Below are 13490 nucleotides of genomic sequence, written 5' to 3'. Positions count from 1 at the left end.
TTTTATATGAAGGTATCCAAATTTAAAAATGTGTACCAGATCACATTATTTCCCAAAGTCTTTCCGATCAACTGCTTTGCTATCGAGAAAAATGATCATTTAATCGTCATCGATATGGGTATGAAGAAATTCGTAAAGAAAGTTCAGTCGATAGCAAATAATACCGATAAACCGGTGAAATACCTTTTACTGACGCATACTCATGCTGATCATACCGGTGCGGTCAATCATTTCAAAGAAACATTCCCAAATGCAGAAACCGGTATATCCGGGCGTGACCGGCAGTTGTTGGACGGTGATTTCACATTAAGGGACGGAGAGCCAGAAGAAAAGATTAAAGGCGGTTTCCCTAAAAAAACGGTTTAGACTGACTTTACTTTTAAAGAGGCAATTGAAGATTTATCTGTCATAAAAACACCTGGGCATACACCGGGTTCTGTAGCATTTATGGACAAGGAAACAGAGTTTATATTTGCCGGAGATGCTTTTCAGACAAAAGGCGGCCTCGAAGTATCCCGCACATTGAACATTACATTTCCTTTCCCAAAACTTGCTACATGGAGTTATGAGATGGCGGTGCACAGTGCTGAATTGATAATTGATAAGTCGCCCGCAGCTTTATACGTCGGCCATGGAGAAATGGTTGAAGATCCGGTTGAAGCAATGAAACAGGCTGTAAAGACTGCCCGGAGCAACCTGCAATAGCAATGAGAAGAAAGAATGGGGCGAGGATCACTTTTGAACAAATAAAAAGGATACGCCTGATTTAGGCGTATCCTGATATGTATTTTGGAGTGACTCCGAGTGGTTTCGAACCACCGACCTCTTGCATGTCAAGCAAGCGCTCTCCCGCTGAGCTACGGAGTCGTATTTTTAATCTCTAATTAATAATGTATATTGATTTGGTTAATATGTCAAATCAACTTATCATAACATCTCCACAAAAAGTGTAATTTTACTTTAAACGGGTGAAGTTCATATAATTTGAGAGGGTGGCTGCATATCTTTACGTAGCGATCGGTTAAAGCGGCTGTGCGCTAAATGAAAGCAGCGTATATCACGAGCAAGGCAGGCTGAATATTTTATAACCGTAACTCGGAGGACCGGTGTTCTTTATTATAGTGGAAATGGAACCTGGCAATGACAGATGCGGGCTTTATAGGCCGGTGGCCGCCGGAAGAGCGTTAAGTCATAAACGCATATCCGGATAATAGTGATGCAACACTCATAGATCATGATATGGAAATCAGTTGATTCGGCATTCTTTATATAGATAAAACAATGACAAGGGGGATAAAATGCCTCAATTTTGATAAGCGACATATAACTTCCTATAATATATGTTATGTAAACTTTATAATATCTTTTAAAAGGTAACCTGATTTATGTTATGATTACCATATTAATCTGATATTTGGAGCGATCATTTTTGGGTCTGATTATATTAATCTTTGTGCTGATCGTCTCAGCGTTTGTAGTCCTTCAAAATGCAAAGGAATTTGAGTCCGACGTTGAAACAGCCAAAGAAAACAAATTGAGCAAGAAATTTATCATCACGGTTGTCAGTTCATTTGCATTCATGCTGATTGTTTTTATCGCAGCATTTTTACTATTATGATGCCAGTAAAAACCTGACCAGTCCAAGCACCGCAAACATGAACAATAATATACCGGAACTTATGCCTGTAACCGCACTGTATGCGACTTCGATCTTACGTGCTATCCACGGTGATATCAATGCTGCTGCAGTCATCAATACTGCGAGTATATATAATGCCGCATCCCAGTCTGCCACACTTAAATAAACACCAGCCAGACCGACTATCAGTGCAATCCCCGAGGCTATGCCGATATACGCCCGCCAACTTTTCTTCGGCGCTTCCTGCGCCCATCCAAACCAGGCAAAACTCATTATCCCGAAAATTGCCGTATACATTGTAAAATCCCTTATGTAGTCTATTTCCATGAATAATATCCCCCCCTGCTTATAATACCTCTAGTCACTTTTTACCATAATCAGGTATTTTTTAAAAGCAGAGAATTGAACAAGGGAGAAAAGTCATCACTTTCCTCCCCTCTGGATGCTATATTTTATTCAGTTTTCTTGCCAGCCTGAAGATCAGTTTATTGAACACTTTATCGAATGTTCCCGGCAGCTCTTCAATTTCGATATTATATCCTTTTTTAAACTTGTAAACACCGTAGTCTTTGGCATCTTCAGTGAAATTGCCTGTCAGACCGAAGAAATTAAAGCGTTCAAGTCCAAGTTCTTTTGCTTTTTTAATCATTTCCCATGTCGCATAGTTTGTACCTTTGAAAAATGACAGCTCGGGATAACTGCCGCTGAACAGATAAACCATCTCATGGTTATTATAATAATACATACCTGCAGCTAAGTTTAAATCTGTACCAAAATCAGCCTTATAGCCTTCAATCTTTTCAATTCTGGAATGTTTACTGTTTAACTGCTGTTCAATCTGGTCCAGTTTCTTCTTCTGGCCTTTAGTTGCTGTGCCCTCTTTTTCTTTTTCAAGTATGTGATTTTTTTCATCTGAAAGTTCATCACGTTCTGCTGAAAGCTGGTCCAGATATTCATCCACGTTGACATACGTCATGACCAGATACATCTTGTCCTTAAGTGTTGTCAGCAGGTTTTTTATTTTATCGGACGGCACCGGATCAAAGCCAATCCGTTCCTCGGTCTTCTTGTAGATGTCGATGAACAAGTCATATTCATCTTCTTCAAGATACCTCAATTTGACCGGCATGATCTCCGCCTGTTTCGTATTATACCTTGTCGTGGATTCCATATTTTTCATCAGTTCTTTTTCGCCCGGTGTAATATCCAGTACACCCTGGTATCTGAGCAGCTCTTCTGTAATCAGTTCTTTTGTGAAACCGTGGTGCCTATAACCGAGCTCCTCATATATATTGATAATATCCGGGTTGTTCTTTTCATCTTCAATCACGTTTCCGTCTTTATCGTGCATCTGATAAATATGATACGGGGAATGGATCAGCTGCAATGCACCATTTTTCCGAACGTACTTGTCGATTTCAGATAAAAAGAATGCCAGACGCTCATTGTTGAAGTCTTTGATCAACGGTCCCGTATGGGATGTAAACAGCCTGTACCTTTTCAGGACGGATGTAGCACTCAGCATGGAAACACCAATCAGCTCATCTTCTTCGAACAGGCCGATCAGATGTGTTTCATACAGACCGGATATATAGTCATAGTACAAATTGTCATGAAGATAATGCATATAACTGTCATAGTCATCGATGAACCGTTTAAATGTCTCTCCATTTATCTTGGCTGTATGCATTTTTAGTTCAACCTTCCTTTATCATTACTTTGAAATCATCTGGTTTAACTTAGCTTTCACTTTATAAACATTGTAAGGCACCGGTTTGATGACTTTGACGAAATCGCCGACCAGCTCTTCAATTTCCGCATTGAATCCGCGCTTGAACCTGTAGACGCCGTAGTCCTCACCGTCTTCTGAAAAATCACCGCTGACGCCATAGAAATTATAGCGGTCTATATTATTATCGATACAGTATTTCATCATTTCAAGGTGCATCATGTAAGGACCGACGAATTGAGGATACTTACTCGTGCTTGCACCAGAGTTGTAAACAAGTTCATAAGGTGTTTCAAAATAAATGCCCGCTGCGAGATCGAGCGTATTTCCTTCGACTTCCTGAATCTCCCGTGCTTCTTTCAGATCCTCTTCAATTTTGTTGATCTGCTTTTCCATCTCTTTGATCTTATTTATCGTCTTATCATTCTTGTTCTCTTTCTTATCCTGCTGCGCATGGCGTTTTTTAAGATCTTCGTTCTCTTTCGTCAGATTACCGATATACTCATCCAGCTCTATATAGGCCAGCGGCACCAACAGTTTGTCTCCGTAAGCCATTTTGAAATAAGTGAAATATTTGAGCGGATCCGGATGTGTGAAGAAACCCTGGCGTTCTGAAGTCGCCAAATATAATTTCATGAATTTATCCATCTCGTCGACTTCTAAAAATCTCACTTTAACGCCGAATTTCTGCGCTTTTTTTATATTTCTTTTACGTTGTGAATCAAATGTCTTAACGAGCGCATTCACATCATCATAACCGCCCACATCAAGCACGCTCATCCAGCGCGCCTGGGAAGTTTTTGAATAGCCTCTTGTAAAGCCCTGGTGCACATAGCCTTCTTTTTCCATGATACGGATCAGTTCATCCTGCACCGGGTAATCCATTTTTTCATTGACATCTTTATCATATTTTTTATAAATCCAGTTTGGATCGACCTTTACGTATGAACAGTTATTGTTTTTCAAATACCTGGACAGTTCCTGAAAATAAAACCGCACAAGCTCATGGTCATGATAATCCATTACAGGTCCGCGGTTGGAATAGTAGAAATACTGGCCGAGACCTGTTGATTTCAGACTGAAAAGACTTGCTGCAACCACTTCGCCCGAAGCATCCTTGACGCCGAGAAGGCGGACGGACTGGTCATCTTCAAGCTCACGGTTCGCTTTATTTTCTATCATTTGGAAAAAGGCGGATTCCTCCCCTTTTTCGATGTAATTTTGATATTCCAAATCAGTTAATTCCGTAAAAATCATCTTCATCCTACCTTCCTAATTTCTGACGCACTTTATTCATGGACTGATACAGAAGATATGCCGGTTTGTTGATCGGCTGTATGAAATCGCCGATATACTCATTCACTTTCGCATTGAAGCCTTTTTTGAACTGGACTACTCCTGCGTCCTCTGCATCCGGTGTAAAGTCACCGCTGATACCGTAGAAATTGTATATATCAATATTGTTTTCGATTGCATAATTGATCATTTTCCACTGGATCAGATAACTGCCTGCAAAATGACGGAAATCGTTGTCGCTGCCTCCCGCGAGATAGACGACCTCATGCGGTGTCACAAAATAATATGAACTTGCGACCGGCAGTTCCTTCCCGTGTTTTTCAAGCAGTTCTTTACCTTCTTCTAGTTTGTCTTCAATGTTTGAAAGCTGCTCGCTCAAATTGACAATCTTCTTCTGCTGCTTTTCATTTGAAGGGTCCTTCTCAACTGCATTCTGTGCTTTTTCAATATTTTTCTTAAGCTTGTCGATATCTTTCTGAGTCGTTTCATTGTAGCTTTCAAGGTCCACATATACGAGCGGAATCAGCACATTATCCTTGAAATACTTTTTACGGCTGATGTAATACTCATCATCCCTGTCGACGAATTCTTTCATCTCGGAAGTGTCTTTCATAAATTTACGGAAGACATCGATATCTTCCAGATCCAGAAACTTTATACCGAGACCGTGCTTTTCAGCTTTTTTTATATTCCTCTTTCTCAGACTGTCCATATCATTCAGTACATCGTCCGGTGTTTTATTGGAAAGGTCCAATACCGAATGCCAGCGGATCTGGATGACAGGGTCGAATCCTGTTGTAAAACCATCGTGACGGAAACCATGTGACTTGAAATATTCAAATATATATCTGTTACCCATATCTTTTGTTATTTCACCTTCATGATTGCGTTCATTGATGACTTCATATGGATCGACTCTGAGGTGCAGTACATTTTTAGTTTTTAAAAACTGTTTCAGACCGGTAAAGAAAGTGTCAAACACCCTCTTGTCGCTGTAGTCCATCACAGGACCGCGGTTTGTATAAGCATATTTCATCACTTTCATTACAGGGGTCAATGTCACTAAACATGCCGCACGGACTGCGTCTTCATGTTTAACACCGACCAGATATGTTTCCGTCCCGCCATCTGTCTTCAGCCGGTAGTTCTCCTCCGTCTGGGTAAAGTGGCTGAAGTTGTTGCGTGTGAAGTGATTAAACTCCTCAATTGATAACTCTGTAAATTCCATTTCGGCACTCCTGTTCACATTTTTCACTTTAGTATATTAACAAAATTCATTATAAATTTCATCTTTATTCGCCTTTTCATTGAATTCGTCTGTTCGAACGAATTATAAACTATTCGCTTAATTGAACGAATTTAAGTATAATAGACATACCTTATATATTATATCATTAAACACAGGGAGTGATGAGCGATGATATCTTTATTAATAATGGACGTCAGCGGAAGCACTAAAGCCACTCAAGATTTGTCAAAAGAGATAAAATGGCTTGAAAAAGAAATTTCCGGATGGCTCTCTCACCAGGAAAAGTCTTACGTAAATTACCGGATGGGGGATGAACTATTCATCATTTCCTCTAAACCTCACTATACCCTATTTATCGCATTTTATGCCAAATTATTGTGGCGGGAAAACAGCTTTCCTTTGAAGTGCAGCTTTCATACAATTGATGAGAAGTTCCCTGAAACAGACCCGGAAGAATGGACCGATGCCGGAATCAAGGAGACAAGGATCGCACTGGATAACGTTAAGAAATCAGCCATTCAGGATTTCGCCGGCGTCGATATCGACTGTTCAATCGACGTTGCACTCATGTATGTAACGGATATTTTAAACAATTTAACTGGATTGCAGCGCGAAGTCCTGCTCATGAAAATGTCAAATATGACACAAAAGGAAATCGCAGCCTCTTTAAACAAAAGCCATTCGACCATATCCGCCCATTTCCAGAAATCGAGAGGCCGCCAGCTTGAAGTCATTCTGAATTTTTTGGAATCATGCTATAAAGATGAAGTCGATCTTACTGAACTGCAGAATAAAGTCATCCAATCTTTCAGAAAGTCAGGTGACAGATAATGTGGATCATTGCTCTAGGCATTCTCTTTTATATTTTTAGCGGACTTCTGATCAAGCTGTTTCTCGAATTCTTATCCGGGGAGAAGAATCCCGAAACAGATTATATCGGCATGACCATCGGTTATTCAGAACGTCTGATCATCATCGTCTTCGTTGTTTTGAATCAATATACGGCACTCGGGCTGATTATTGCTGCAAAATCCATACTAAGATTTTCCGGCGATAAATCCAATGAAACTGTCAAAAAAGAGAGCGAGTATGTGCTTGTCGGCACAATGATATCACTCGTGTTAGGTGTCGCAAACGGCCTGATGTTCCTGTGGGGTTTCAAAGAGGTGATTGGATAGTCCGACGGTTCGAATCACTTTTAATTTTTGAGACGGTTGCATGAATCATTCAGAGCCGCCTGTCATTTACATGTTTTTGCTGCACACCCTGCAACTATTCACTTTCACCGGTCCACTCTTCACGCAGAATACCCATTCTGATGGAATCATAATAGTGCTCGTCGTAATAGCGGACTTTCCGGATTCTCGCTTCCATCTGCATACCGAGTTTTTCTGCGACCCGGATCATCCGTTGATTTCCGGACCAGGTTGTCAAACCGACACGGACCAGAGGCAGCGTGTTGAATAAATGATCGATCCACATTTTCAATGTCCGCGTGCCGAGACCACGGCTCCAATTTTCCGGCTGATACAAGACGATGCCGATCTCGAGCCAGTTGGATGACTTATCTTCCCAATAATAGGATACGGTGCCGACAACGACACCGCCCACTTCAACGAGCCACCGGTTGTCCTTATTGACCCACGGGGCGGAACCTCTTAAAAAATCTTCATATGTCAACGCAGAATGGGGATAATACGGCGCATCCCACTTTTTCCATTCGGGCGCTTCCTCTTTAAAAATCAGTGCCCAGACATCATATAAATCATCTTCTTCAATCGGCCGGATCACCAGCCCTTCATCACGATACATATAATCCTCTTTTCATCTATTCCGGTTTTTATTTCAATGAATTTTTAAAAACGTAGCTGACTTTGTCATAATCCATTTTATCCTCGTAAAAACGGTGGGCTTCGGTTTTCTCGAGACCGGACGACAGCGCCACACTGTCATAGCCGTTTTTCTCAGTCCATTCATGGACAAACTCAAGCAGTGTTTTGCCGTAGCCTTTTGAACGGCTGACACTGTCGGTGACCAGATCGCACACCCAGACAAATCTGCCGTAATACAAAGTGATCATCGGTTTGAATCCGGTGACGGCCACAATCTCATCATCCTCGACGAGCGCAAAAAGTTTATAACGGTCCTGTGCCTGCGCTTCGAGCACGAGATCCATATAGGCCTCTTCATCCAGATGCGTCCTCAGCTGTCTCATCACCGGAAATCCTTGTTGTATTTCCTCTGCCGTGTGCAGTTCTTTTATGATCGGGGTGCTCATATATTGTTCCTCCCGTTTTTTTAGATGTTTTTATCCTACCATATACACACCAGATGTGAACTGTTGACCTACCTCTTCTGATTGTTTTTTAATGGATTTTCCAGGCATATAGTCTACTTAAGATGGTCATGCTCGTTTTGACAGGACAGAATCCGAGTACATTATAAATTCATCCCAATAGACTCGGATTTTATGTACTTATTACGAGCATATCCAGAATTTCAACAGACTTGATTGTTTTCGACGGCCGAATTACGAGCACGTCGCCATTTCAAACGGATGTACTCGCCGCTGCACCATACACCAATCTACCTCTTATGTCCCGCAATCAATCCTTCCCGAAGTTTCAGAGTGGATGCATCTGTCCTGCTTAAGGCGCGCATGACGGAAAGCTGGCCGTACTTTACTTTCAGTTCATCGATCGTTTTGACAAGCGCCTCTTCTTTCAGCACTTTCTCCATGTTCTCGAACAAGGAGACCTGTTTGATGCTGTCGGGGATGAAGTTGGTGAGCGACACACTGATGGTCCGGTACAATGCCTCCGTATCCGCCATCTGCAGCAGATGCCGCCACACGGTTTTCATCATGTCGTTTTCGTTATTGGTACCTTCTTTCACTGTAAACTGCTTCCTGAATACTTCACCGTCTTTAGTACCGACAGAAAACTGGACGGTTCTCGCAAGCCGGTGCGCAAGCCGCAGCCTGTGGGCCACTTCATCAATCTGTTCAAATAAAACGACATAAATGTCTTCAAATTCGTAATCCCGCATCAGTATCTGGCTCTTTGCGATGGACGGCGAATGGACGACGTGTTTCTCCCGTATGACACTGAAATCTATGCCATTGGCATGAAGATGCCAGTCGACGCCGACGATGCCGAAATCACGCTTCAGGTGCGCCGGGTTGTAATGCGCCAGATCTCCGATATTAAAAATCCCACGCTGATTAAGTTTCACTTCGCTGCGCCGGTTGATTCCCCAAAAATCTCTCAGCGGTGTAATCGGCCACAGCTTTTCAGGCACATCATGATACCGCCACTCTGCAATGCCGTCACTCATTTTCTTCGCTTCAGAGTCCAGAGCCAGTTTACTCAGCAGCATATTTTCTCCAATGCCGATGGCACTGTCGATTTTCGTCGCTTCATAAATTTCTTTTCTGATTCTCCGTGCCAGCAGATACGGCGACTTCTCAAACAGATGATAACTTTTCGTCACGTCCATAAAAAATTCATCGATGGAATACTGGTGGAAATCTTCAGGTGCCACGTACTTCAGTGCCACTTCAGTTATTTTTCCGGAATAATCCAGATAGATTTTCATCGATGGATTAATGATATAAATATCCCGCCGGTTCGGAATTTCAAAAAGGCGCGATCCTGTCTTTATGCCGATCTTTTTCAATTCCGGTGTGGCAGCAAGCACTACTGATCCGATGCTTTTCGTATCACCGACGACCGCGAGTTTTGTCGTCATCGGGTCCAGTCCTTTCAAAATACAGGACACACTCGCAAAAAAACTTTTTAAATCCACACATAAAATATCCCGGTGCGGACAAATATGATAGTTATACATAGCTTCACCTCTTTACGAACGTATGTTCGTATTAAATATAACACATCATCCGCGCCGGGTCACTATGAAAAAAGACGCCTTTCGGCGCCTTCAATAATTATTGCTGCGGCACTTCGCCGTCAGCTTCCGGTTCATGTGCTTCCGGATCATCCAGTTCATCATCGAGGAACTGATGCAGCACTTCACTGTTCCAATCGTAGTCAATATCGATGACACTGCCGGCGTGGTACGTATCAACAAACTGATATGACCCTTCGACAGGCAATGTGAGTGAGTCAATATCTTTATCACCGCGGACCAGGAAGGAACCGGCCATACGATAGAGCTCGGCTTCGCTCATGCTCGTATTGACGTAGCCCATGCCGGTTCCCATGGCATGCGGCAGATTGAATACACCGCCGACGGTCAGTATTTCATCCTTGACCGCCCCGATGACCTGCTGCTGGCGTCTCACACGGCCGAAATCACCTTCTGAGTCCTGACGGAAACGGGCGTACTCAAGCAGATCTTCTCCGCCCAGACGCTGTTCGCCTTTAAACAGTTCGGTCGTAATCTTCTCTGACATGTCCTTTTCCACATCAATCATGATGCCCTCGTCATCAATCGCATCCACAACCGATTCAAACGCCTGGTAATCGACGACGATATAATCTTCCGCCTGGACGCCGAAATTCGTCTCCAGTGTCTGTCTCAGAAGTTCGACACCGCCCAATGAGTAGACGGAGTTTATTTTATAATTCTGATAGCCCGGGATATCAACATATACGTCTCTCATGATTGAAGCGAGCTTCAAATCTTTCTTCATGTAATCATACTGGCCGAGCATAATGACATCCGTTCTTGTGACACCGTCCTCCTCCCTGTCCGCACCGAGCAGAAGAAACGTTTTCTTGCCGTCATTGTTATCCGTTCCGTTAAATGTCATCTCTTCGTGGTCAACACCATTTTCCTCTGCAGTTTTCAATCCTGACTGATAAGACAGGAATATATATAAAATTGCAATGATCAATAAGATAATCAAAATCAATGGTATATATGCTCTTTTTCGCAACTTCATCTTTTTGCGCGTGGTCGTATTCGTTTTATCCACACGTTTATATTCATTATTCATATTCATACTCCTAAAATTTCTCTAAAAGATATTCTACTCTTATACGATCAAATAATAAAGTAAATATAATACACCGGTTAAAAATTGTTTTAAAAACTGCTGTGTAGTAAAATAAGTGAAAATCGAATGAAAAGAGGACGACTATGTATAAAAAATTTACTCTGCTGGCTATGGCAGTGTTACTCATATCCATTATACCGACAACTTTGAAGGCAGCTTCCGAATGGGATAATGCCGTGACGATATATGGCGCCGCGCTTGAGAGCGATGACAACCTCCGCAGTGAAACAAGCGGACTGCTTGAAGCGGAAGATAATGATGAAACCGGTTATGTATATTCAGAAGATGTTAATAATTATCTGGGTATGCTTTATGACAACAGCGTATTGAAATCAAGCATCCGTATCATGCAGAGAGATCCGGGCTACGGACTCAACATAACACTCAACGAATCCATGGGTGAAATTACGAAAATTACCGAGGAGACATATCAGAATGCATTGCTCACTTCAGGCATCACTGATGCAGATGTCACCATCGCAGCTGCAGAAGATGTCACAGGTGAAAGTGCCCTTTCAGGGATATATAAAGCATACGAAGTACAAGGTGAAGACATCCCCGAAGAACGTACACAGAATGCACAGGAAGAACTTGAAGCAATTTCAGACATCTCAGAGGAGAACAGTAATGTCGAAGGATTTTCACAAGTTCAGCTGAACAAGATGATTACTGAAATCAAAATTGAAATCGTTAATAATTACGGCGGTGAAGTGACAGAAGAAGATGTAAGGAACATCGTCGATGAAAAGATGCAGGAAAACGGCCTCCAGGATATTTTATCTCAGGATCAGATCGATCGCATCATTGTCATCATCATGAACATTCAGGAATCCGGTCTGTTTTCAGGTGAGGAAGCGGACAGGTTGATTGAATCCTCACGCAACCTGGTGGACCAGATTACTTCAAGCGATGCATTCAGCGACGCCCAGGACAAAGCAGAAGAAATCGGGCAGGAAATACAGGAATCAGGCGCATGGGATTCATTCGTCACAGCACTCCGCAACTTCTTCAACAGTATCGTTGATTTTTTCAAAAATTTATTTTAAACAGTAAATGACCGCATACATCAAATGCATGCGGTCATTTTTTTATTTATCTTTTGTTTTATCATAACGGCCCCGGTCCCATTCACCGATACCATGTTTATCGATATCGACATTATCGATGTAGAAGACCGGCTGCCTGCCGGCTTTCAACTGATCTGAGTAATCTTTCGACACTTTAAAGACGATTTTACTCAGTCCGATGATTGCCACAATATTTGTAACTGCCATCAGAGCCATGAATACGTCTGCAGTGTTCCATGCCAGTGTAATATCCATAACCGCTCCAATATAAACCATCCCGATAACCAACAGCTTAAAGACGAATAATATAACAGGATGTTCTTTTATAAAGTTAAGGTTGCTCTGTCCATAGAAATAGTTCCCTAAAATTGAACTGTAAGCAAACAGTAAGATGACGACTGCTATGAAAATACTGCCAAAGTCGCCAATCTGCGCTGACATGGCTGCCTGAGTCACTTCAATACCCTGAGTCGCATCCTCGCCATAGCTTAAGTCTGTATACATCAGGATAAGGACAGCTGTCGCAGTACATACGACCATCGTATCAAAATAAACGCCCAAGGACTGGATAAGTCCCTGTTTAACAGGGTGGCTGACCGCAGCAGATGCAGCGGCATTCGGAACAGAACCCATACCTGCTTCATTCGAGAACAGTCCGCGCTGGAAACCGTTCAGAATCGCTGCACCCACAGCGCCTGCAAAAGCTTCCTGCAGACCGAACGCATTCGCAAAAATCTGTCCGATCATCGGCAAAACGAGGTCATAGTTAATAATTAATATGAATATGACAACACCAAGATAAATCGTTGCCATGACCGGTACGATATAGCCGGTGACATTGGCGATTCTTTTTGCGCCTCCAAAAATAACAACAGCAGTAAGTATCGCAAGAATAATACCAATAATATTACGGTCGATGCCGAAAGCGCCATTATATGCAGCCGCAATGGTGTTGGCCTGCAGCCCGTTAAATGCGAAACCGAAAGTCACGGTGATTAAAATCGCAAAAAACATGGCCAGCCATTTCTGGTCCAGTCCTTTTGACATATAATATGCAGGACCGCCGCGGTAACCGCCTTCTTTATCCTTCACTTTATACAGCTGGCCTAAAGTGGATTCAAAAAATGCAGTCCCTGCACCGATGAACGCAATGATCCACATCCAGAACACAGCACCCGGACCCCCGAGTACGATTGCTGTTGCCACCCCGGCAACATTACCGGTACCCACACGGGAAGCGGCACTGATTGTAAACGCCTTAAAAGCGGAAATACCTTTCGACCCGTCAGGCAGTGTTTCAGGTTTCTCTTTCAACACTGTGAACATTTGTTTAAGCCATCTGATCTGAACAAACCGTGAGGACAATGTGAAATAAAGACCGGCCACAATCAATATCCCGATCAGAAAATCTCCCCACAACAGATCATTCATGGTTCCAATAATACTTTCAAAAATACTGATAAAACTTTCCATTAAAAAGCCCCCTTTAT

The 13490-nt window shown here is 42.5% G+C and carries 13 protein-coding genes, 1 tRNA gene and 1 pseudogene; 5 read left to right on the top strand and 10 right to left on the bottom strand.

The window, feature by feature from the left end; genetic code table 11:
• Nucleotides 1-6 precede the first annotated feature (6 nt).
• A pseudogene (locus BLR15_RS14435) lies at nt 7-705 on the top strand (MBL fold metallo-hydrolase).
• A 90-nt stretch (nt 706-795) separates the two neighbouring features.
• Here the strand turns inward: BLR15_RS14435 and BLR15_RS03550 are convergent.
• Nucleotides 796-867 (bottom strand) — tRNA-Val (locus BLR15_RS03550).
• Nucleotides 868-1429: 562 nt separating this feature from the next.
• On the opposite strand from BLR15_RS03550, the gene BLR15_RS03545 reads away from it, so the two are divergent.
• Nucleotides 1430-1618, top strand: a complete 189-nt coding sequence (locus tag BLR15_RS03545; protein ID WP_092984748.1) for a hypothetical protein — start codon at nt 1430-1432, stop codon at nt 1616-1618.
• Here BLR15_RS03545 and BLR15_RS03540 read toward each other — a convergent pair.
• The 4 genes from BLR15_RS03540 to BLR15_RS03525 all read right to left on the bottom strand — a co-directional run bounded on the left by BLR15_RS03540 (nt 1613) and on the right by BLR15_RS03525 (nt 5892).
• On the bottom strand, nt 1613-1966 hold the full coding sequence (locus BLR15_RS03540) for a hypothetical protein (protein WP_245696549.1): 354 nt from the start codon (nt 1964-1966) through the stop codon (nt 1613-1615). The two genes, BLR15_RS03545 and BLR15_RS03540, sit on opposite strands and share 6 nt — an antisense overlap.
• Before the next feature lie 118 nt (nt 1967-2084).
• A complete protein-coding gene (locus tag BLR15_RS03535) occupies nt 2085-3329 on the bottom strand; it encodes a peptidoglycan bridge formation glycyltransferase FemA/FemB family protein (RefSeq protein WP_092984746.1) in 1245 nt (414 codons plus the stop codon).
• A 24-nt stretch (nt 3330-3353) separates the two neighbouring features.
• Nucleotides 3354-4625 carry a peptidoglycan bridge formation glycyltransferase FemA/FemB family protein gene (locus BLR15_RS03530; protein ID WP_092985018.1) on the bottom strand — a complete coding sequence of 424 codons (1272 nt, stop codon included), beginning with the start codon at nt 4623-4625 and terminating at the stop codon, nt 3354-3356.
• A gap of 7 nt (nt 4626-4632) precedes the next feature.
• Nucleotides 4633-5892, bottom strand: a complete 1260-nt coding sequence (locus BLR15_RS03525) for an aminoacyltransferase (protein ID WP_092984744.1) — start codon at nt 5890-5892, stop codon at nt 4633-4635.
• Between the two features lie 189 nt (nt 5893-6081).
• On the opposite strand from BLR15_RS03525, the gene BLR15_RS03520 reads away from it, so the two are divergent.
• Complete coding sequence (locus tag BLR15_RS03520) at nt 6082-6744, top strand: helix-turn-helix transcriptional regulator (RefSeq protein ID WP_092984742.1); 663 nt, start codon at nt 6082-6084, stop codon at nt 6742-6744.
• The gene (locus tag BLR15_RS03515) at nt 6744-7091 is read left to right on the top strand and encodes a hypothetical protein (protein WP_052256217.1); all 348 of its coding nucleotides are present in this window, start codon (nt 6744-6746) and stop codon (nt 7089-7091) included. The genes BLR15_RS03520 and BLR15_RS03515 overlap by 1 nt, the downstream gene beginning before the upstream one ends.
• Before the next feature lie 94 nt (nt 7092-7185).
• Here the strand turns inward: BLR15_RS03515 and BLR15_RS03510 are convergent, their stop codons facing one another.
• From BLR15_RS03510 to BLR15_RS03495, 4 genes are all read right to left on the bottom strand, one after another.
• Entirely contained in the window at nt 7186-7725 is a 540-nt protein-coding gene (locus BLR15_RS03510; RefSeq protein ID WP_052256215.1) for a GNAT family N-acetyltransferase, read from the bottom strand.
• Between the two features lie 28 nt (nt 7726-7753).
• Nucleotides 7754-8191 (bottom strand): GNAT family N-acetyltransferase, encoded by a 438-nt coding sequence (locus BLR15_RS03505; protein ID WP_052256213.1) that lies wholly within the window; start codon nt 8189-8191, stop codon nt 7754-7756.
• Nucleotides 8192-8499: 308 nt separating this feature from the next.
• A complete protein-coding gene (locus tag BLR15_RS03500; RefSeq protein WP_092984740.1) occupies nt 8500-9762 on the bottom strand; it encodes a Y-family DNA polymerase in 1263 nt (420 codons plus the stop codon).
• A gap of 97 nt (nt 9763-9859) precedes the next feature.
• Nucleotides 9860-10873, bottom strand: coding sequence for an LCP family protein (locus tag BLR15_RS03495; protein ID WP_092984738.1), 1014 nt, complete (start codon nt 10871-10873; stop codon nt 9860-9862).
• 170 nt (nt 10874-11043) lie between these two features.
• On the opposite strand from BLR15_RS03495, the gene BLR15_RS03490 reads away from it, so the two are divergent.
• Complete coding sequence (locus BLR15_RS03490; RefSeq protein WP_245696545.1) at nt 11044-11979, top strand: DUF1002 domain-containing protein; 936 nt, start codon at nt 11044-11046, stop codon at nt 11977-11979.
• Between the two features lie 42 nt (nt 11980-12021).
• On the opposite strand, the gene BLR15_RS03485 is transcribed toward BLR15_RS03490, so the two are convergent.
• A complete protein-coding gene (locus tag BLR15_RS03485) occupies nt 12022-13473 on the bottom strand; it encodes an alanine/glycine:cation symporter family protein (RefSeq protein WP_052256205.1) in 1452 nt (483 codons plus the stop codon).
• Nucleotides 13474-13490: the final 17 nt, after the last annotated feature.

Origin of the sequence: Lacicoccus qingdaonensis, assembly GCF_900101075.1 — a bacterium.
Lineage (GTDB): Bacteria > Bacillota > Bacilli > Staphylococcales > Salinicoccaceae > Lacicoccus > Lacicoccus qingdaonensis.
The sequence above is the reverse complement of the archived record's forward strand: the minus strand, read 5'-3'. Positions and strand labels throughout refer to the sequence as shown.

What these genes read in the sequence shown, in the direction of transcription:
- BLR15_RS03540 (WP_245696549.1), bottom strand. Translation starts at nt 1,966, where the DNA reads ATGGAAATAGACTACATAAGGGATTTTACAATGTATACGGCAATTTTC.
- BLR15_RS03535 (WP_092984746.1), bottom strand. Translation starts at nt 3,329, where the DNA reads ATGCATACAGCCAAGATAAATGGAGAGACATTTAAACGGTTCATCGAT.
- BLR15_RS03530 (WP_092985018.1), bottom strand. Translation starts at nt 4,625, where the DNA reads ATGATTTTTACGGAATTAACTGATTTGGAATATCAAAATTACATCGAA.
- BLR15_RS03525 (WP_092984744.1), bottom strand. Translation starts at nt 5,892, where the DNA reads ATGGAATTTACAGAGTTATCAATTGAGGAGTTTAATCACTTCACACGC.
- BLR15_RS03520 (WP_092984742.1), top strand. Translation starts at nt 6,082, where the DNA reads ATGATATCTTTATTAATAATGGACGTCAGCGGAAGCACTAAAGCCACT.
- BLR15_RS03515 (WP_052256217.1), top strand. Translation starts at nt 6,744, where the DNA reads ATGTGGATCATTGCTCTAGGCATTCTCTTTTATATTTTTAGCGGACTT.
- BLR15_RS03510 (WP_052256215.1), bottom strand. Translation starts at nt 7,725, where the DNA reads ATGTATCGTGATGAAGGGCTGGTGATCCGGCCGATTGAAGAAGATGAT.
- BLR15_RS03505 (WP_052256213.1), bottom strand. Translation starts at nt 8,191, where the DNA reads ATGAGCACCCCGATCATAAAAGAACTGCACACGGCAGAGGAAATACAA.
- BLR15_RS03500 (WP_092984740.1), bottom strand. Translation starts at nt 9,762, where the DNA reads ATGTATAACTATCATATTTGTCCGCACCGGGATATTTTATGTGTGGAT.
- BLR15_RS03495 (WP_092984738.1), bottom strand. Translation starts at nt 10,873, where the DNA reads ATGAATAATGAATATAAACGTGTGGATAAAACGAATACGACCACGCGC.
- BLR15_RS03490 (WP_245696545.1), top strand. Translation starts at nt 11,044, where the DNA reads ATGGCAGTGTTACTCATATCCATTATACCGACAACTTTGAAGGCAGCT.
- BLR15_RS03485 (WP_052256205.1), bottom strand. Translation starts at nt 13,473, where the DNA reads ATGGAAAGTTTTATCAGTATTTTTGAAAGTATTATTGGAACCATGAAT.